The 19,184-nt window shown below is 71.4% G+C and carries 15 protein-coding genes; 6 read left to right on the top strand and 9 right to left on the bottom strand.

What is annotated here, in order from left to right; translation table 11 throughout:
* Nucleotides 1-61 precede the first annotated feature (61 nt).
* From HHL10_RS18070 to lgt, 3 genes are all read left to right on the top strand, one after another.
* A complete protein-coding gene (locus tag HHL10_RS18070; RefSeq protein WP_205833100.1) occupies nucleotides 62-3,307 on the top strand; it encodes an EAL domain-containing protein in 3,246 nt (1,081 codons plus the stop codon).
* A 197-nt stretch (nucleotides 3,308-3,504) separates the two neighbouring features.
* The gene (locus HHL10_RS18065; RefSeq protein ID WP_169161788.1) at nucleotides 3,505-4,026 is read left to right on the top strand and encodes an endonuclease V; all 522 of its coding nucleotides are present in this window, start codon (nucleotides 3,505-3,507) and stop codon (nucleotides 4,024-4,026) included.
* A 33-nt stretch (nucleotides 4,027-4,059) separates the two neighbouring features.
* Nucleotides 4,060-4,842 (top strand): prolipoprotein diacylglyceryl transferase, encoded by a 783-nt coding sequence (gene lgt / locus HHL10_RS18060; RefSeq protein WP_169161787.1) that lies wholly within the window; start codon nucleotides 4,060-4,062, stop codon nucleotides 4,840-4,842.
* A 79-nt stretch (nucleotides 4,843-4,921) separates the two neighbouring features.
* Here lgt and HHL10_RS18055 read toward each other — a convergent pair whose 3' ends face one another.
* Nucleotides 4,922-6,052, bottom strand: a complete 1,131-nt coding sequence (locus HHL10_RS18055) for a DUF3466 family protein (RefSeq protein ID WP_169161786.1) — start codon at nucleotides 6,050-6,052, stop codon at nucleotides 4,922-4,924.
* A 306-nt stretch (nucleotides 6,053-6,358) separates the two neighbouring features.
* Between HHL10_RS18055 and imuA the strand changes: the two genes are divergently transcribed.
* The 3 genes from imuA to HHL10_RS18040 are packed head-to-tail and all read left to right on the top strand — an operon-like array spanning nucleotide 6,359 to nucleotide 11,598.
* The gene (imuA, locus tag HHL10_RS18050; protein ID WP_169161785.1) at nucleotides 6,359-7,186 is read left to right on the top strand and encodes a translesion DNA synthesis-associated protein ImuA; all 828 of its coding nucleotides are present in this window, start codon (nucleotides 6,359-6,361) and stop codon (nucleotides 7,184-7,186) included.
* Complete coding sequence (locus tag HHL10_RS18045; RefSeq protein WP_235971606.1) at nucleotides 7,146-8,489, top strand: Y-family DNA polymerase; 1,344 nt, start codon at nucleotides 7,146-7,148, stop codon at nucleotides 8,487-8,489. Before imuA ends, HHL10_RS18045 begins: the two co-directional genes overlap by 41 nt.
* On the top strand, nucleotides 8,473-11,598 hold the full coding sequence (locus HHL10_RS18040; RefSeq protein WP_169161784.1) for an error-prone DNA polymerase: 3,126 nt from the start codon (nucleotides 8,473-8,475) through the stop codon (nucleotides 11,596-11,598). Before HHL10_RS18045 ends, HHL10_RS18040 begins: the two co-directional genes overlap by 17 nt.
* A gap of 136 nt (nucleotides 11,599-11,734) precedes the next feature.
* Here HHL10_RS18040 and HHL10_RS18035 read toward each other — a convergent pair whose 3' ends face one another.
* The 8 genes from HHL10_RS18035 to HHL10_RS18000 form a co-directional block, all read right to left on the bottom strand.
* Nucleotides 11,735-12,418 carry a hypothetical protein gene (locus HHL10_RS18035; protein WP_169161783.1) on the bottom strand — a complete coding sequence of 228 codons (684 nt, stop codon included), beginning with the start codon at nucleotides 12,416-12,418 and terminating at the stop codon, nucleotides 11,735-11,737.
* Between the two features lie 500 nt (nucleotides 12,419-12,918).
* Nucleotides 12,919-13,068 (bottom strand): hypothetical protein, encoded by a 150-nt coding sequence (locus tag HHL10_RS18030; RefSeq protein WP_169161703.1) that lies wholly within the window; start codon nucleotides 13,066-13,068, stop codon nucleotides 12,919-12,921.
* Nucleotides 13,065-13,631, bottom strand: a complete 567-nt coding sequence (locus HHL10_RS18025) for a ceramidase domain-containing protein (protein ID WP_169161782.1) — start codon at nucleotides 13,629-13,631, stop codon at nucleotides 13,065-13,067. The genes HHL10_RS18030 and HHL10_RS18025 overlap by 4 nt, the downstream gene beginning before the upstream one ends.
* 60 nt (nucleotides 13,632-13,691) lie before the next feature.
* Entirely contained in the window at nucleotides 13,692-14,207 is a 516-nt protein-coding gene (locus tag HHL10_RS18020) for a GNAT family N-acetyltransferase (protein ID WP_169161781.1), read from the bottom strand.
* Nucleotides 14,208-14,268: 61 nt separating this feature from the next.
* Nucleotides 14,269-15,354 carry a patatin-like phospholipase family protein gene (locus HHL10_RS18015; protein WP_205833099.1) on the bottom strand — a complete coding sequence of 362 codons (1,086 nt, stop codon included), beginning with the start codon at nucleotides 15,352-15,354 and terminating at the stop codon, nucleotides 14,269-14,271.
* A 48-nt stretch (nucleotides 15,355-15,402) separates the two neighbouring features.
* Nucleotides 15,403-16,923 (bottom strand): DegQ family serine endoprotease, encoded by a 1,521-nt coding sequence (locus HHL10_RS18010; RefSeq protein ID WP_169161779.1) that lies wholly within the window; start codon nucleotides 16,921-16,923, stop codon nucleotides 15,403-15,405.
* Between the two features lie 190 nt (nucleotides 16,924-17,113).
* Nucleotides 17,114-18,445: an ATP-binding protein gene (locus HHL10_RS18005; RefSeq protein ID WP_169161778.1), complete on the bottom strand. Its 1,332-nt coding sequence runs from the start codon at nucleotides 18,443-18,445 to the stop codon at nucleotides 17,114-17,116.
* Entirely contained in the window at nucleotides 18,442-19,101 is a 660-nt protein-coding gene (locus HHL10_RS18000; protein ID WP_169161777.1) for a response regulator transcription factor, read from the bottom strand. The genes HHL10_RS18005 and HHL10_RS18000 overlap by 4 nt, the downstream gene beginning before the upstream one ends.
* Nucleotides 19,102-19,184: the final 83 nt, after the last annotated feature.

Below are 19,184 nucleotides of genomic sequence, written 5' to 3'. Positions count from 1 at the left end.
CTGCTGTTGAAAGGCGATGCCGGCCGGACCACAAGCCCGCTGGAGCCGAACCCGATTGGCCATGTTGCGCGTGATCTCCTCTCTCCTGGGCCGCCTGAGCGTGGGCCACAAGCTGCTGCTGATGGCGCTGCTGCCCCTGGCGGTGGCCGTGCTCGCCGGCGGCGTGCTGGTGCGCGACCGGCTGCGCACCATCGACGGCGCCCAGCAGGAGCTGGCCGGGCTGGCGTGCATCGGCGAGGTCAACCGCACGCTGCTGGCGGCGGCGGCGCCGGATACCGAGACGCTGTCACGGCAGGCCCTGGTGGTGGCGCTGCAGCTGCCGTCCTGCGCGCGCCGCGAAGGCGCCGCCTTCGCGCAGGCGCTGGAAGAGCTGGCGCGGGAGCCCGCGCCGTCGCAGGCGCAGCTCGGCGCCCGCGGCCAGGCCGAGCAGGCGGCGCTGCGCGTGGAGGTGCTGGCGCAGGGGCAGACGCTGGTGACGGGCCTGGCCTGGCAATCCCGGCTGGGCGCCAGCCCGGCGCTGGACGAGGGCCGCCATGTGTTGCCGATCCTGGTGGCGCGGCTGCCCGAGCTGCTGCTGCTGGCGCAGCGCATGGATGCGCTGCTGCAGGCCGTGGCCGCGGACATGGAGCCGGACGGCGACTGGCGCCACCGCTACTTCATGCTCGAAGGCCAGCTCGCCGAGCAGGCGCGGCTGCTGGAGATCGACGGCCAGCAGGCCCGGGCCAGCGCCGGCGACAAGGTGCTCGGCGCGGCGCTGGCCACGCAGACGCAGACGCTGGCGGGCGTGCAGGCGCTCGGCCACGCGGGCCGCGCGCTGGCCCAGGCCGGCGGCACGCCGACGCCCGAAGCGCTGCAGCCGCTGCTGGAAGCGCACCGGACGCTGGTGGTGCAGATCGGCCAGCACAGTGCGCAGCTGTCGGCGCCGCTGGGCGAGCTGCTGCAGCAGCGCATCCAGGCGCGGCGCACCAAGCTGGCGACGGAGCTGGGCGTGGCCGTGCTGCTGCTGCTGGCCGTGCTGGGCTACGCCTGGGCCGTGGCGCGGCGCGTCACGCTGCCGCTGCGGCACATGGCCGAGGTGGCGCGCGCGGTGCGCCGCAACGGCGACTTCGGGCAGCGCATGGAGTGGGACACGCGCGACGAGTTCGGCAGCGTGGCGCAGGCGTTCAACCTGCTGCTGGGCAAGCTGGGCCGCCACCGCGCGGAGCAGCAGCAGCTCGGCCAGCGCCTGGGCGAGCTGCAGGCGCAGCAGCGGCTGGTGGACGCCACGCCGCTGCCCATCGTCGTGACGGCGCTGCCCGCGCACGAGCTGCTGCATGCCAACGGGCCGGGGCTGGAATGGATCGGCGGCCCGCGCCAAGACCCCTGGAGCGCCGGCCTGGAGCCGGCGCTGCGCACGCAGCTGCAGCGCCTGCTCGCCGCCCGGGGCCAGGTGGACGAGTTCGAGGTGCGCTGGCTCGGCGGGGCGCGGCCGGGCTGGTGCGTGGTGTCGGTGCGCCGCCTGGTGTACGAGGGGCGCGACGCGCTGCTCACCGTGTTCACGCCCGTGGACCGGCTCAAGCAGGCGGAGCGGGGCCTGTCGCTGTGGGCGCAGGTGTTCGAGGCCGCCACCGAGGGCATCGCCGTCTTGGACCAGGCGCGCCAGGTGGTGTCGCTCAACCCGGCGCTGTGCCGGCTGAGCGCGTGCACCACCGACGCCGTGGTGGGCCGCGGGCTGGAGCAGCTGCTGGCCGAGGACATGGGCGTGGAGTTCATCGAGCGGCTCTGGCGCATGGTCGAAACCCAGGGCCACTGGCAGGGCGAGGTGCGGCTGCGGCGCCGGCGCGAGGGCCGGCCGCAGCCGGCGTGGCTGGTGGTGAGCACCGTCAACGACGCCGACGCGCAGGCGGCGCCGCGGCGCTACTACATCGCCAGCGCCGTGGACATCAGCGAGCGCAAGGCGCAGGAGGAGCGCATCCGCCACCTCGCGCACCACGACAGCCTCACCGGGCTGCCCAACCGCGTGCTGTTCCTGGAGCGCTTGCGCGCGGCGGTGCAGCGCGCGCGCCAGGGCGGGCTCCAGGTGGCGGTGCTGTGCATCGGGCTGGACGGCTTCAAGCAGGTCAACGACACGCAGGGCCGCGCCGCGGGCGACGCGCTGCTGCGCCTGGTGGCGCAGCGGCTGCACGAGGCGGCGCACGGCGGCGACCTGGTGTGCCGCCTGGGCGGCGTGGAGTTCGCGGTGGCGCTGGGGGGCCTGCGTGACGGCGAGGAGGCGCTGCGCCTGGCACAGCAGCGCTTCCTGCCGCTGCTGCGCCGTCCGCATGCGGTGGGCGAAGCGATGCTGGCCGTGCCCTGCAGCCTGGGCGTGGCGCCGTGCCCGCCGGACGAGGATCTGGAAAAGGTGATGCGCCGCGCCGATGCCGCCATGCTGCAGGCCCGGGCCGGTGGCGGCGACGGCGTGTGCCTGTTCACGGCCGAGATCGAGGAGCGCGCGCACCGGCGCGCCCTGGTGGCGTCACAGCTGCGGCCGGCGCTGGAGCACGATGAGCTCACGCTGCACTACCAGCCGCGCGTGGCGGCGCAGGGCGGCACGCTGGTGGGCGTGGAGGCGCTGCTGCGCTGGCACAGCGCGCGGCTGGGCGCGGTGGCGCCGGCGGAGTTCGTGCCGGTGGCCGAGGAGTCGGGGCTGATCGGGCCCATCGGCGCCTGGGTCATCGACCAGGTGTGCCGGCAGCAGGCGCTGTGGCGCGCGCAGGGGCTGGAAGCGGTGCCGGTGTCGATCAACCTCTCGCCGCTGCAGCTGCGCGACCCCGGGCTGCCGCAGACGCTGCGCGAGGCGCTGCAGCGCCATGGCGTGGCGCCCGGGCTGCTGGAGCTGGAGCTGGCGGAAGGCGCGGTGATGGACGACGTGGACGCCACGCTGCCGCGGCTGGCGGCGCTCAAGGCGCTGGGCGTGGGGCTGGTGGTGGACGATTTCGGCACCGGCTACTCCAGCGTGAACCAGCTGCACCGCCTGCCCATCGACCGGCTCAAGATCGACGGCTCGCTGGTGGCGGCGCTGGCGCAGGACCCGACGCACCTGGCGGTGACGCGCGCCATCGTGAGCCTGGGCCACACGCTGGGCCTGGACGTGGTGGCCGAGGGCGTGGAGGACGAGCCCACCGCCTTGGCGCTGCGCGGCGCCCTGTGCGACGGCTTCCAGGGCTACCACTACGCACGGCCGCTGCCGGCCGCCGAGGTGGCGGCCTGGATGGCCCCGCCGCCGGCCGCACCCGCGGGCAAGAGCGCGCCGCGGCTGAAGCTGCTCGGGCACAGCGGCGCGGCCTGAGCCGCAGCGGCCCGGGCCTGCGGGCCGGCTGTGCCGGGGGCTTCGACAGGCTCGGCCCGAACGGGATTTCTTTCAGTGGCGCCGAAGAACTGAAATCGGGGCGAACGGATTTGTTTCACTGTCCAAGGCGAGCCGGCATGGCGGATTCGTGCTTCGACACCCCGTTCCAATTCGCCTTTCTCACCGAGTGAGTTGCCGTGATCCTCGCCACCGACGTCCACTATTCGGCCGGCCATGCCACGGCCGCCGGCCTGCTGTTCGAGAGCTGGGCCGCGCCGCAGGCGCTCCACTGCTGCATCTCGCAAATTCACGAAATCAAGCCCTACCGGCCCGGCCATTTCTACGAGCGCGAGTTGCCCTGCCTGCTGGAATTGCTGCGCGAGCATCGCCTGCACCCGGACATCATCGTGGTGGACGGGTATGTGTTCCTGGACGGCATTTCACGGCCGGGCCTGGGAAAGCACCTGTTCGATGCGCTGGGCGGCTGCGTCCCGGTGGTGGGCGTCGCCAAGACGGCGTTTCGCGGCATCGGCGCGGAATTCCAGGTGCTGCGCGGCGGCAGCACGAAGCCGCTGTTCGTGACCTGCGTGGGGGAAGGGCTGGAAAGCGCCCGGGCCGGCGTGCGGGCCATGCACGGCCGCCATCGCCTGCCGGAGCTGCTCAAACAGGTCGATCGCCTGTGCAGGGACAATGCGCCGCCTGCCGCCGGAGACACATGAGCCGGCGCCGAACCGTTTTGCGAAAAGGAACACATGCTGCTTCACTGGAAATTCGATCCCGTCCTGCTGAGCCTGGGACCCATCGCGATCCACTGGTACGGCCTGCTGTTCGTGGGCGCCTTCTTCACCGGGCAGGCGCTGCTGGTGCGCATGTTCAAGGCCGAGAACGTGCCGCCGCAGAAGGCGGAGCAGCTGCTGCTGTATGCGCTGCTGGGCACCATCGTCGGCGCGCGCCTGGTGCATTGCTTCTTCTACGACCCGGCCTATTACCTCTCGAATCCGCTGGCGATCCTGCGCATCTGGGAAGGCGGCCTGGCCAGCCATGGCGGCGCGCTGGGCATGCTGCTGGGGCTGTGGCTGGGCAATGCCCGCAGCGCGCCGCGCCTGCCTTTCCTGTGGCTGGTGGACCGCGTCGCCATCCCGGCCGCGCTGGGCGCGGTGTTCGTGCGCGTGGCCAACTTCCTGAATTCCGAAATCCTGGGCAAGCCGACCGCGGGCGACTGGGGCGTGGTGTTCGACAGCGTCGATGCGCTGCCGCGCCACCCGGTGCAGCTGTACGAGGCCCTGGGTTACCTGGCCGTCGCCGCCGTGTTGTGGAGCCTTTACCGGCGCGAGGGCCGCCATCCGCCGCCGGGCCGGCTGCTGGGCTGGTTCATGGTGCTGGTGTTTTCGCTGCGCATCGCCACGGAGTTTTTCAAGGCGCCGCAGGCGGCCTATGAGGCGGGCCAGGTTTTCAGCGTGGGCCAGTATCTGAGCCTGCCTTTCGTGCTGCTGGGCGTGGCCCTGATGCTGCGCGCCAGGAAGCCCGGCGCCTGAGCGGCCGGCCTCTCGGCAAGCAGCAAGCCCCGGCGGGCGGGGCGCGCAACCGCGAGCTGAACGGCCGCGCGCCGTGGCCTCACTGCGGGGCCGAAGTTGCCAATTGCGGCACCGGCACCAGCATGAAGGCGCGATTGAAGGCCCCGCCGCTGGCCGGACGGATCTGGCCCTGGCCGACGATCACGCCGTTGTGGTTGATGTCGCTGGCATCGGACAGCCGGTACCACCCGGCGGCCAGCGCCTGCGGCAGCGCGGACAGCGAAACGCTGGTGCCCGTTGCGGTGTCCCACACGCGCGCCAAGTCCGAGGGATCGGCCAGCTTGTCGAACACATAACCCACGAGCTTGCCGCTGTTGTTGAGCGACAGGCCGACGCTGCCGAAACAGCAGCCGGGCTGGGTCAGGCGCGTCACCGTCGTGCCTTTGGCGATGAAGGACACGGCGTCAAAAGGAAAATTGCTGGCATTGAGCGACATGGAGCCGGCCAAGTCGCCGTTGTCGTTGATTTTCGTGGGGACGAGATTGTCCAAGCCCGCCAGCGGCCGGATGATTTGCAGGGTGCCGTCCCTTTTCAGGCGCACGCCCTGCTTGACCCAGGCGCCGTTGACCCACACTTCCCTGAAACCCGCAATATCACCGTAGGCATTGATGGCCGTGGCCTGGGCGGAGCGGCCGCCCCATTTGCCCAGATTCGTGGTCACGCCGGTGCGGTAATTGAAATGGAAGGCATTGGTCACGCCCGGTGAAACCTCGTACCAGCCCACCACCTCGGAGTTGTTGTTGATCGCGGCAGCGTGGCTGTGGCCGCCGACCGGCGAGAGCAGCTGCCGTATCTGGTTGTTTTTCCAGACGAATCCGCGCCGCGTCGTGCCCTGAACGAACCAGCCCACCACCTCGCGCAGGCTGTTGATGCCGGTGGCCTCGCCCCGGCCATCGGTGTAGATGGGCACCGGCAGCTTGTTGCGCTCGAAAATGGCGGGGCGTTTTCCACCCAGGATGTTGAAAGTGACATAACCCGCCGCAAGGCCATTGCTGCTGACGGCGCGGGCATAACTTTCACCGTTTTCCACCGCGCCCAGGTTGTAAACCGCATAAGTGGTCGCCTGGGTTTGGGCCGATTCGGCCGTGGTGATATTTTGCTGGGCGGAAGCCCATGAAGCGGGCAACAGTGCGGCGGCGGCCAGTATGACCGCAAAATACCTTCGGTTCATGAGGTTCTCCTCGCAGATCCCCGTCTGCCGGCTGAAGATTATCTGGCGCCGTGAAGTTTTTTATCCCTCCTTTTTACGAATTTGGAGCGATATTTTTTAAATATCGCTGCCTTGCCGAGTTCATAACCGCGCGCGATGTGGATGCGGCCGGCGCGTAAGGTTCGGCGTGGCGGGCTCCTGGCGCTTCACCAGGGTCAGGGGAAGGGAACGGAAAAAATCTGTTGCGCACGCACCACCCGCTTCGCAACAGGGCCTCCGCTGTTGGATACTGTATGAAAATACAGTAGTCCAGAACAACAGCCGCATATGCCCACCGCGCCACCGTCCCGAGTTTGCGATTCCCTGGCTTCCTTGCCGCCGGCCGTGGCGGCGGGATTGTGGCGGGGCAGCGAAATGGGGCAGACCGGCACGGCCTGGGCCACGGGTTTCGAGGCGCTGGACCGCGAGCTGCCGGGCGGCGGCTGGCCGGGCGGGGCGCTGACCGAATTGCTGCAGCCGCAACCGGCCGTGCTGGAGTGGCGGCTGCTGGGGCCGGCGCTGGCGGCGCTGCTGGGCCGGGGGCGGCGCCTGGTGCTGGTCAATCCGCCGCGTCCGCCGCATGCGCCGGGCCTGCTGCAGGCCGGGCTGGATGCGCGGCAGCTGGTCTGGGTGCAGGCCGAGGCGCCGGCGCAGCAGCTGTGGTGCACCGAGCAGCTGCTGCGCTCCACCGAGGCCGTGGTGCTGGCCTGGCTGCCGCAGGCGCGCCCGGAGCAACTGCGGCGGCTGCAGCTGTGCGCCCAGGGTGGGGGCGATGTGCCCTCCTTCATCTGCAGGCCGGCCACGGCCCGGCATGAGCCCTCGGCGGCGCCGCTGCGGCTGCTGGTCGCCCCGGCCACGCCCTGGACGCTGAGAGTGAACATTCTCAAGCGGCGCGGCCCGGCGCATGAGGGCGACATCGAGCTGCACAGCCTGCCCGGCCGGCTGGAAGCGGTGCTGCCGGCGCGCGCGTACCGGCTGCAGCCCGCGGTGCCCGGCGCCTCCCGCCTGCCGCTGCCGCGGGTGGCCGCGGCCCGTCCCGCGGCGGCCGATGAGCTTGCAACTTCGGAGCGCAGCGATGCTCTGGGCCGCCGCCTGCACGCCCGCGCCGCCCACTGAGGGGACGGCGCCGGCGCTGGTGGCCTTGTCGCACTGGGCCTTGCAGTTCACGCCGCGCGTGGCGCGGGTGGAGGAGGCGGTGCTGCTGGAGCTGCGTGCCAGCCTGCGGCTGTTCGGCGGCGGCGCGGCGTTGCGCGCGCGCATCGCGGCCGAGGCGCTGGAGCTGGGCGCCCACGCGCTGAGCTGGGGCGCGCCCACCGGGCTGGCCGCGCTGGCGCTGGCGCGCGCCGGTCATCCGGGCGGTGAGGATGAGCCCGAGGGCGGCCCGGCGCTGCTGTGCGCGCTGCTCGATGGCTTGCCGCTGCACACCCTGAGCGCCGTGCGCCCGCATGGGGAGGTGCTGCTGCGCACTGGTTGCCGCACGCTGGGCGCGCTGCGGCAGCTGCCGCGCGGCGGCATCTCCCGCCGCTTCGGCGCCGAGGTGCTGCAGGCGCTGGACCAGGCCTATGGGCTGCGCCCGGAGGCCTGGTGCTGGGAGACGCTGCCGGAGGTGTTCCATGTCGGCGTGGAGCTGCCCTGGCGCGTCGAGCAGGCGCCCGCGCTGGCGCAGGCCGCGCGCCGGCTGCTGCTGGCCTTGTGCGGCTGGCTGGCGGCGCGCCAGGGCGGGGCGACGGCGCTCGCGCTGCGCTGGGCCCATGACGCGATGCGCAGCCGCGCCGCTGGTCCGGGTGGCGAGCTGCCCGTGCGCACGGCCGAGCCCACGCGCGATCTCGACGTCCTGCACCGCCTGTTGAGCGAGCACCTGCACCGCGTGGTGCTGGCGGCGCCTGTGGGCGCGCTGAGCCTGGAGCTGCTGGCGTGGCAGCCGTTGGCGGCCTGCAGCGGGGGCCTGCTGCCCGAGACGCAAGCACCGGGCGAGCCGCTGGGGCGGGTGCTGGAGCGCTTGTCGGCGCGGCTGGGGCCGGAGCGCGTGCGGCGCCCGCTGCTGCTGGCGGACCACCGGCCGGAATGGATGCAGCGCTGGCTGGGCGTGCAGGAGCCGCCGCCGCGGGGCGCCTTGCCGCCGGCGCCGGTGGCCTCACTGCCACAGCCCGGCTTCGTGCTGGCGCAACCGTTGCGCCTGGCGACGAAGGCGGATCGCCCGCTGTACCAGGGCCCGCTGCAGCTGCTGGCCGGGCCACACCGCATCGAGGGCGGCTGGTGGCAGCGCCTGGGCGGCGAGGAGGGGGCGCAGGAATCGAGCGGCCATGTGCAGCGCGACTACTGGCTGGCCTGGAGCGCGCACGCCGGGCTGCTGTGGATCTTCCAGACACGGCTGGCCGATGAGGAGACGGCCTGGTATCTGCATGGCTGCTTTGCTTGAGGGGAGTGGGAAGGGCCTGCCCGACTACGCCGAAATCTGGTGCCTGTCCAACTTCAGCTTCCTGCGCGGCGCCAGCCATCCGCAGGAGTTGATTGAGCGCGCCGCGCAGCTGGGCTACGGCGCGCTGGCGCTCACCGACGAGTGTTCACTGGCCGGCATCGTGCGCGCGCATGTCGCGGCCAAGGAGCATGGGCTCAAGCTGCTGGTGGGCGCGCAATTCCGCGTCGAGCCCGAGGGCGCGGCGGCCGGCTGCACGCTGGTCGTGCTGGCTTGCAACCTCAATGGCTACGGCAACCTGTGCCAGCTCATCACCCGGCTGCGCCGCGCCGGGGCCAAAGGCTCGTACCTGCCGTTGCGGCTGGCCGACATCGAGCCCGAAGCCCTGGCCGACTGCCTGCTGCTGGCCGCGCCGGACCGCGACGCCAGCGCGGCACAGATCGAAACCCTGGCGCGCTGGCAATCTGAACACTTCGGCGGGCGCTGCTGGTTGATCGCGAACCTGCTGCGCCAGCTCGACGACGCCGTGCACCTGGAGCGGCTGCGCGAGGCGGCCGCGCGCAGCGGCGTGCCACTGGTGGCCGGGGGCGACGTGCACATGCACCGGCGCTCGCGCAAGCCGCTGCAGGACGTGCTCACCGCCACGCGGCTGAAGCGCCCGCTGGCCTTGTGCGGTTTCAGCCTGCAGCCCAGCGCCGAGCGGCACCTGCGCACGCGGCTGCGGCTGGCGCAGACCTACGCGCCGGAGCTGCTGGCGCAGACGCTGGAGGTGGCGGCGCGCTGCGACTTCTCACTCGACGAGGTGCGCCATCACTATCCCGGTGAATTGATCCCCGACGGGCACACGCCGGCGAGCTGGCTGCGGCAGCTTGCCTGGGAAGGCGCGGGGCGGCGCTGGCCCGGCGGCATCCCGGCGGCGGTGCAGGCGCAGGTGGAGCACGAGCTGGCGCTGATCGCGGAGCTGGGCTACGAGCATTACTTCCTGACCGTGGCCGACATCGTCGAGTTCGCGCGCTCGCGCGGCATCCTGTGCCAGGGCCGCGGCAGCGCCGCCAACTCGGTGGTGTGCTATTGCCTGGGCGTGACGGAGGTGGACCCGGCGCGCATGAGCCTGCTGTTCGAGCGCTTCATCAGCCGCGAGCGCAACGAGCCGCCGGACATCGACATCGACTTCGAGCACGAGCGGCGCGAGGAGGTGATCCAGTACCTCTATCGCAAGTACGGGCGCGAGCGCGCGGCGCTGGCCGCCACCGTCATCACCTACCGCGTGCGCAGCGCCGTGCGCGACGTGGGCAAGGCGCTGGGCCTGCCCGACGCCACGGTGGAGGCGCTGGCGCGCGACCACCAGTGGTGGGACGGGCCGCAGTTGCGCGCGCAGCGTTTCGGCCCGCTGGGGTTGGACCCGGAGTCGCTGCTGATGCGCCAGTTCGCGATCCTGGTGGGGCAGCTCATCGGCTTTCCGCGGCACCTGTCGCAGCACACGGGCGGCTTCGTGCTGACGCAGGGGCCGCTGTCGCGGCTGGTGCCCATCGAGAACGCCGCCATGCCGGAGCGCACCGTCATCGAGTGGGACAAGGACGACCTCGACGCCGTGGGCCTGCTCAAGGTGGACGTGCTGGCGCTGGGCATGCTCACCGCGCTGCGCAAGGCGCTGGACCTGATCGGCGAGCTCAAGGGCCATGCCTTCGGCATGCAGGACATCCCGGCCGAGGACGAGGCCACCTACGACATGGTGTGCCGCGCCGACACGGTGGGCGTGTTCCAGATCGAGAGCCGGGCGCAGCAGGCGATGCTGCCGCGGCTGAAGCCGCGCTGCTTCTACGACCTGGTGATCGAGGTTGCCATCGTGCGCCCGGGGCCGATCCAGGGCGGCATGGTCCATCCCTACCTGAACCGGCGCGAGGGCAAGGAGGCGGTGACCTACCCGGGCCCGGCGCTGGAGCAGGCGCTGGGGCGCACGCTGGGCGTGCCGGTGTTCCAGGAGCAGGTGATGCAGGTGGCGATCCTGGCGGCCGGCTTTTCAGCCGGCGAGGCCGACGCGCTGCGTCGCAGCATGGCGGCGTGGCGGCGCAAGGGCGGGCTGCAGCAGTACCACGACAAGATCGTGCACGGCATGAGCGCGCGCGGCTACGACGCCGGGTTCGCCAAGGCGATCTTCGAGCAAATAAAAGGCTTCTCGGAGTACGGCTTCCCGGAGAGCCATGCCGCGTCCTTCGCGCTGCTGGTCTACGCCAGCTGCTGGATCAAGTGCCACCACCCGGCGGCTTTCCTGGCGGCGATGCTGAATTCGCAGCCGCTGGGTTTTTATTCGCCCTGGCAGCTGGTGCAGGACGCAAGGCGCCATGGCGTGGAGGTGCGGCCGGTGGATGTGCTCTGGAGCAATTGGGATTGCACGCTGGAGGAGGGGCAGGCCGTGCGCCTGGGCCTGCGCCTGGTGGCCGGCTTCAACCAAGCCGCCGCCGGGCGCATCGTCGCGGCGCGCCGCGAAGCGCCCTTCGACGACGTGGAAGACCTGGCGCGCCGCGCCCGCCTGGACGCGCGCGAGATGCGGCTGCTGGCCGGGGCCGATGCGCTGCTGAGCCTGGCCGGCCATCGGCGCCAGCAGGTATGGGAAGCCGCGGCGTGGTCCGCGCCGCCGGCGCTGCTGGAGGAGGCGCCGGTGCATGAGGACTTCATCGAGCTGCCGCCGGCGCCGGAGGGCGAGGAGATCGTGTTCGACCATGCCGCCACGGGGCTGACGTTGCGCCGGCATCCGCTGGCGCTGCTGCGGCCGGTGCTGGAGCAGCGGCGGCTGCTGTCGGCGGCGCAGTTGGGCGCGCAACCGCATGGGCGCCTGGTGCGCGCCTGCGGCCTGGTGACGCTGCGCCAGCAGCCTTCCACCGCCCAGGGCACGGTCTTCGTGACGCTGGAGGACGAGACCGGCGTGGTGCAGGTGATCTGCTGGAAGCGCATCCGCGAGCGCCAGCGCGAGGTGCTGCTGCGCGCGCGGCTGCTGGCGGTGCACGGGCGCTGGCAGCGCGAGGGCGAGGTCTGCGCCCTGGTGGCGGGCTGGCTGCAGGACCTCACGCCGCTGCTGGGGCGGTTCGTGGCGGGGAGCCGGGATTTCAGGTGAGGGCTCCCGCGGCCCCGAAGCTCATGTAGAGATATGGGTGATGAGATGGAATTAAGGGCCCGTAGGGCAGGAACCTCATGCAGCTGACTTGCAAGAAAACGGACTCCCCGCGAGTACCGCCAGGAAACATGGCCATTCAAACAACGCCACGACGTTTGAGCTGTACCAGGGTGAACAAGCCAATGACCAGCAAGGTGAGAGAGGCGGGCTCGGGGACGGGAGAAACATGGGCACTGAAGCTTCCGCTGTTGTCGTCCGGATTGTTCACATCGTTCACGGCCAGGAATAGATAACCGCCGCCCTGTGGCGCTCGTACCGTTCCGGTCCTGCCGACGAAACTGAAGCCGCGAGAGTCGAGACCATTGGGAAAATCGTCAAAATAGGAAGGATCGGGGTTTCTTGAAAACCCGGCCACGAGTGCGCCATAAGGTGCGCCATCCAGATGCCCCGGGACACCGAACGGCGAGAAAAGCTTTTCCGTTCCGGCCACCGGATCGGCACCGAACGGGCGAGCATTTCTCTTGAAGAAGTCGAAGGCACCAGAATTCACCGGAGGTGTCTCCAGGATGGTGCCGTTAGGGTCAATTTTGTAGCCGCCGTTCTGATCCGAAATGTCGGCCACCCCGCTGGCCTCGATGCGGAACGTCTGGCCGGCGCGCGCCCAGAGGCCCGTTGGGTTGAAAAACACGTTGGCCAGCACTTTGACGTCCAAGGCAGGACTCTCAGCCAGAGTCGCAGCCTTTGCCCCGGTCGTCGCGGGAAAGCCGAGCAGCGCGCCAAATGCAACGGCCGCCGAGAAAAAGGTGCTCTTGAAAATCATGGCCATCCCCAATGCAAGCTGCCAAGGTTTCGACCATACCGGGCTGGGGCCAAACCTCGCGCTTCGTGCCCTCAAGGAATGCCAGCACGACAATCCAGCCTCAAGCACACTGGGATGGTGTTTTGAATATAGGCATGGCTTTCTCCAGGCGCTGTAATGATGTGTTGCAGCCCCTGCTTGTTTGTGAATTGTTTGATCAAGTAAGTTTGCAAAGCCTCACCAACAAACAAGCACCGTCCCCGCAAATGATTGGCAAGGCCGGCAGCGGAATTGCCCGCTGCTGCAGCAGCGGGCCAATGCAAAACCGCGGCCGATTTCGCCGAGGCAGACATTCAACGGCTTGCTCGCTGCAAGAGAGGCTGCCGAGCAGGTTTCCATGCCGACAATGCTGATGCCTCATCCGGAAGCTGAAAAATACCCGGCCTCACTGCGGCAGCGGCCGGAAATCTTCGGCTGTGTTCAAGTGTGTATATCGACGTCCTGCCGAATACATGAAAGAACTAATGCGCCGCCTTCGACACCCGTCCGGCGGCCAGGTGGAAATGCGCCATGCCGCCGCCGGAAAGGCCCGGCAGCACGCGCACGTCGGAGCCGTCCGGGGCGGTGACGGTGGGGCTCACAGGCCAAGGAAAGGTGGCGAAGTCGCTCATGGGCGCGGGTCGGCGCAACAGGGCGGGCGGGCGCGGGTCAACGGCTGGCGCAGGTTCGAAGCGCCCAGGCGCCCGGACAGCGCCCAGTACGCCACTGAATCCATGCCCGCCAGCAGCAGCCCAGGCAGCGCGCGCCGCGCCAGCCGCGTATCGATGTGCTCGCCGATGACGACGGCGAAGAAGCCCATGAAGGTGACCGCCATGGGCAGCCGGTCCCACACCAGCGTGGCGTTGTCCGGGCGCAGGTGATACAGCCCCGAGCCCAGCCCGATCAGGACGGCACCGGCGAAGCAGGCGGCGTAGCACGACCGCAACTCGGGCAGGAGCCCTGGAGGACGACCGCGCAGCCGCCACAGCCCGGCCAGGCCGAGCAGGGTAAAGGGCAGGCTGGAAACGACGTTCCAGAAGTGCGGGATGCCGAGCAGCGTGCGCTGGTCGGCAAAGGCGTGATAGCTGGCGGGCTGCGGGATGGGGCCGAGCAGCGCGGCGGCCAGGACGGCGGCGGCGCAGACCAGCAGCAGCAGGGCGGCGCGCCAGCGCGGGAACGCGGACAGGCGGTTCATCGCGGCTCCAGGGCGGGGCGATACCGCAGCATGCCGCCGATCGGAGCGCGCCGGAACCGGCTACAGCGCGCAGGCCATCAGCCGCGCATCGGCGCCGTAGCTGCCCAGCTTCTCCAGCCGCGCGCCGCTGGCCGGCAGCACGTCGAAACCCTGGCGCTGCCAGTAGGCCGCCGAGCCGTTGACGGCCGTCAGCGACAGGGTGTTCAACCCCGCCTGCGCTGCCCGCGCCCTCAACCGTGCCAGCAACGCCGCCGGGGCGCCCTGGCCGCGCGCCGCGGGCAGCAGCGCCACGTCATGCACATACCAGGCCTCGGGCCGCGCCGGCAGCGCGCCCAGCAGGGTGTCCAGCGCCGGGGGCTCGCCGCGCCAGGGATGGCTGATGCAGTAGCCGGCGGGCCCGTCCGCGCCGTCGAGCACCAGGCAGCCCGCCGGATGCAGGCGCAACCTCTCGGCGAACACCTCGGCGCGCTCCGGATAGCCGGGGTGGACGAGGGCGGCGATGCGCAGGACGGCAGGCAGGTCGGCCGGGGTCATCGCGCGCCAGACCAGGGCGGCGCAAGCGGTCAGGGAACTCATCGCGGAAGGCAAAAAAGCGTCGATTCTCGCCCGCCGTCCCATGCCGGCGCGAGGCCGCGGCTCACTCCAGCGGCAGCGCCTCGATGGTGTCGCGCTCCAGCAGCGCCGCGAGCTCGTCGGCCAGGCGCCGGCTCTCGGCCACGGCGCGGGTCCAGATGCCGATGCGCCTCTCCACGTCTTCCGCGTAGGCCTTGAAGTCGTCGCGGTCGGGCAGCTTGCCGCCCGGCAGCGTCTGGCGCACCCAGTCCGGGTCCGGCGCCAGCACCACCACGTTGGACAACTGCTCGCTGGCGCGGTGGCGGTGGCGCAGCGACTTGTCCAGCCAGCCGGGAATGATGGACTTCTGGAAATGCGGATACAGCACCAGCCCTTCGCCCATGGAAGCGTAGTCCAGGTGCAGGTGGTAGTCGGTGATGCCGCCGTCCCAGTAGGCGCCCTCCGGCGCGCCGGGGATGTCGTGCACGGCATCGAGCCAGAAGGGGATGGAACAACTCGCCAGCAGCGCGGGGCAGAGGTTGTGCGCGGACAGCGCCACCTGCCGCGTGCTCAGGTCGTGCAGGTGCAGCGGCAGGGCCGGCGCGCGGGCATCGTGGAACACCACGCGCTCCAGCCACGAGCCCAGCGCCCGGCGGCTCAGCGCGTTGGCCGCGAAGGCGCCCGCGTAGCCCAGCGGCGTGCGCCAGCGGCACTGTCGGCGCAGCAGCGGATGCCGGCCGCGCGAGGTGAACAGGTGCAGCCGGTAGCGCGGATGGCCCAGCACTTCCGCGCCGCGCTGCCCGAAGCGCTCGATCAATTTCGCGCCGAACACCGCGCTGACATGGCTCGTTGCCGGCGCCTTGCCCGGCGCGTGCTCGTAGCGCTGGTGGATGTAGTCCTGCGCCAGCTGCTCGAAGGTGGCGTCGGCATCGGGCAGGCAGGCGCAGGCCATGCGCCACGCGCCGATGGAGGCGCCCAGCAGGTGCACGGGCTGCGTGCCTTGCGCGAGCCAGTGCCCGAAGAGGAAGCGGTCCAGCGGCAGCAGCACCAGCCCCTTGGGGCCGCCGGCCGCGGCGGGAACGATGCGCACGTCATCGGCCGACAGGCCGCGCCGGCGCAGGTGCTCGCGGGCCGCGGGGCCGGCGTAGAGGCGAAGGGCTCGCGGTTTCATGGCGCGATTGTCCGGGCGCCGCTGCATGCCCTCCGCCGCCGCGCGGCCTCAGCCGATCCTCACCGGCACGAAGATGCGGCTGTCGCCGCGCTGGATCAGCAGCGCCACCGACTTGTCGGACTTGGCCACCACCTCGCGCACCTGCTCGATGTTCTGCACCGGCGTGCCGTTGACGGCCATGAGCACGTCGCCCGGTTGCACGCCGGCACGCGCGGCCGGGCCGCTGGCGTCCTCAACCACCAGGCCGCCGTCCACGCCGGCGCCGCGGCGCTCCTGCGGCTGCAGCGGGCGCAGCGCCAGGCCCAGCTTGGCCTGCCGGCCGGCGGCCTGATCGTCGGCCTGCGCCACCTGCGGCGGCCGGGCGGCGGCGTCGCCCAGCTGGGCCGTGATCTCCTCGCGCTTGCCGTGGCGCCACACCTCCAGCGTGACCTTCTCGCCGGGGTTGGACTGGCCGACCAGCGCGGGCAGGTCGCCCGAGGCCACGATGGGCTGGCCGTTGAGCTTGCGGATCACGTCGCCCACCTGCAGCCCGGCCTTGGCGGCCGGCCCGCCCGGGTCCACCGAGGCCACCAGCGCGCCCTCGGGCCGGTCCAGCTTGAAGGAGTCGGCCAGCGTCTGGTTCACCTCCTGGATCGCCACGCCCAGCCGCGCATGGCGCGCCTTGCCGGTGGCCACGATCTGGTCCTTGACCTTGGTCGCCAGCTCGATGGGGATGGCGAACGAGAGGCCCTGGTAGCCGCCGGTGCGGCTGTAGATCTGCGAGTTGATGCCCACCACCTCGCCGCGCGCGTTGAACAGCGGGCCGCCGGAGTTGCCCGGGTTCACCGCCACGTCGGTCTGGATGAAGGGCACGTAGCCGTCGTCGGGCAGGGAGCGGCCCTTGGCGCTGACCACGCCCACGGTGACGCTGTTCTCGAAGCCGAAGGGCGAGCCGATGGCCGCCACCCACTCGCCCGCGCGCAGCTCGCGCGCACTGCCCAGCGGGGCGACGGGCAGGTCCTTGGCCTCGATCTTGAGCACCGCCACGTCGGTCTTCGGGTCGGTGCCCAGCACCTTGGCCGGGAACTCGCGCCGGTCGGTGAGCTTGACGGTCACTTCCTTGGCGCCCTGCACCACGTGGGCGTTGGTCAGGATCACGCCGTCGGCGCTGACGATGAAGCCCGAGCCCTGTCCGCGCACGGGCTGCTGCGCCTGCGGCCCCGGCACGGCGTAGCCCGGTGGGCCGAAGCGGCGGAAGAAGTCGGAGAACGGGTCCCCCGGGTTCGTGCCCGGCGGCGCGCGCCGCGGCGAGGCGTCCTCGTCCTCCTCGTCGTTGGCCACGTCGCGCAGGCCGCTGACGGTGATGTTGACCACGGCCGGGCCGTGGCGCTCGGTGATCTGCGAGAAGTCCGGCGCGCCGCTAACGGCGGCGGCGGCCGTGGGTGCCGCGCCGGCCGCCGTGGTGGTGCCCGTGGCCGGGGCGGTGGCGCCGGCGTGGTGCAGGGTGACGAAGGTGGCGCCTGCGCCACCGATCGCGCCGGCCGCCAGCAGCGCCAGGGTCAGGCGGGCGGGGGACATCGAGGTGCTCATGGGTTGCGCTCCTTGAACGGATACATCGTTGGACAGGCAACCAATGTGGGGCCGGTCACTTAGAAGGCACTTAAGTGGCCACTGCCCCGGCGCGCGTTCATTTGAATTTCACTCTGGTTGTGAAAGGACCCGTTCGTCCTTCGATACCTCAGGACGAGCGGAACACTTCACTGGCAAGCGAAAACTGGAATCAGCCCCCGGCCTGGAACACCACCTCCACTCTCAAGCCCCCAAGCCGCGGCGACTGCTCCAGCCGCAGCGCCGCGCCGTGCATCTCGGCAATGGCCTTGACGATGGCCAGCCCCAGGCCGCTGCCCGGGCCCTCGCTGCCGGGCACGCGGTGGAAGCGGTCGAACACCCGGGCGCGCTCGGCCTCGGGAATGCCGGGACCGCTGTCCTCCACCGCCAGCACCAGCGCCACGCCGTCGCGCTTCACGCTCAAGTCCACCGTGCCGCCCGCGGGCGTGTACTTCAGCGCGTTGTCCAGCAGGTTGCGCATGAGGATGCGCAGCGCCTCGGGATGGCCCTCGGTCTCGCCCGCGTCGGCCTGCGGCACGCCCAGGTCGATGCCGCGCGCCTGCGCCTGCGGCATGGCGTCGGCCACGGCCAGCCGCGCCACCTCGGCCAGCGCCACCGGCTGCGCCGGCGCCGCCGCGGCGGCGCCCGACTGGTGGCGCGCCAGCACCAGCAACTGCTCCACCAGCCGCGTGGCGCGGTCGATGCCCGCGGCCAGGCGCTGGATGGCGCGCTCGCGCGTGGGCGCGTCGCTGGCGCGCTGCAGGCCCTGCACCTGCAGCTTCAGCGCCGCCAGCGGGGAGCGCAGCTCGTGCGCGGCATCGGCCACGAAGCTCTTCTGCGCCTCGAAGGCCTGGCGCACGCGCGCGAACAGCAGGTTGAGCTCGTCCACCAGCGGCTGGATCTCCTCGGGCAGCGCCTGCTCGCGCACCTCGCCCAGGTCGTCGGCCTGGCGCGAGGCCACCTGGCGCTGCAGCCGCTGCACCGGCGCCAGCGAGCTGCTGACCACGGCCCAGGCCACCAGCATCAGCAGCGGCGCGAGCACGCCGATGGGCGCCACCGTGCGCAGCGCCAGGGCGCGCGCCATCGCGCGCCGCGCCGCCATGTCCTGCGCCACCTGGATCACCTGCGTGCGCGTCTGCAGCGAGAACACGCGGTAGGTGCTGCCATGCGCTTCCACGTCGGAGAAGCCCAGCACCGCGCGCTGCGGCAGCTGCGCGCGCCGGGCGGACTGGAACACGCGCAAGCCGTCGGCCGTCCACACCTGCACCACGAAGTCGAAGTTCTCGGCCTCCGCCGCCTCGGGCAGCCCGCGCGCGGTCAGGCCCGGGCGCAGCGCCAGCGCCATCTGCTGCATGTGGTAGTCGAAGATCTGGTCGGCCTCGTCGCGCGCGGTGCCGTAGGCGACGACGCCCTGCGCCAGCGCCGTCAGCAGGATGGCCGCCAGCAGCATCCACAGCAGCCGCGCCCGCAGCGAGCGCGGCAGTTGTGCCCGCATCGGGCTCATGCCTTGGGAACCATGTAGCCCAGGCCGCGCACGTTGAGGATCAGCTCCGCGCCCAGCTTCTTGCGCAGGCCGTGCACGTAGACCTCCACGGCGTTGGAGCTGATGCCGTCCTTCCAGCCGTAGAGCTTCTCTTCCAGTTGCGTGCGCGACAGCACCAGGCCCGGGCGCGCCAGCAGCGGCTCCAGCACCGCCCACTCGCGCGCCGACAGCACCACCGGCTGGCCGTTGACGCTGGCCTCGCGCGTGGCCGGGTTCAGCGACACGCCCTTGTGCTCGTACACCGGCTCGGCGCGGCCGGCGGCGCGGCGCAGCAGGGCGCGGATGCGCGCCAGCAGCTCGTCGAGGTCGTAGGGTTTCAACACGTAGTCGTCGGCGCCGGCATCCAGCCCCTCGATGCGCTGCGCCACGGCGTCGCGCGCGGTGGTGATGAGCACGGGCGTGCGGTCCTTGCGCGCGCGCATGGCGCGCAGCACCTCCAGCCCGTCACGCCGCGGCAGGCCCAGGTCCAGCAGCAGCAGGTCGTAGGCCTGGGTGCGCAGCGCCGTCTCGGCCATCTCGCCGTCCTTGACCCAGTCCACCGCGTAGTGCTCGGCGCGCAGCAGGTCCAGCACGGCCTCGCCGATCATCGTGTCGTCTTCCACCAGCAGCAGGCGCATGCCTTCAACGTCCTCTTCTTCTCATCCTGCAAGGGCACGGGACAACCGGCTCGCGCCGGGCCCTCGGGAACCCGGCGCGAGCG

Source organism: Azohydromonas caseinilytica (genome assembly GCF_012927045.1).
GTDB lineage: Bacteria > Pseudomonadota > Gammaproteobacteria > Burkholderiales > Burkholderiaceae_C > Azohydromonas > Azohydromonas caseinilytica.
Note: the sequence above shows the minus strand (reverse complement) of the source record. Positions and strands in the feature narration are given on the sequence as shown.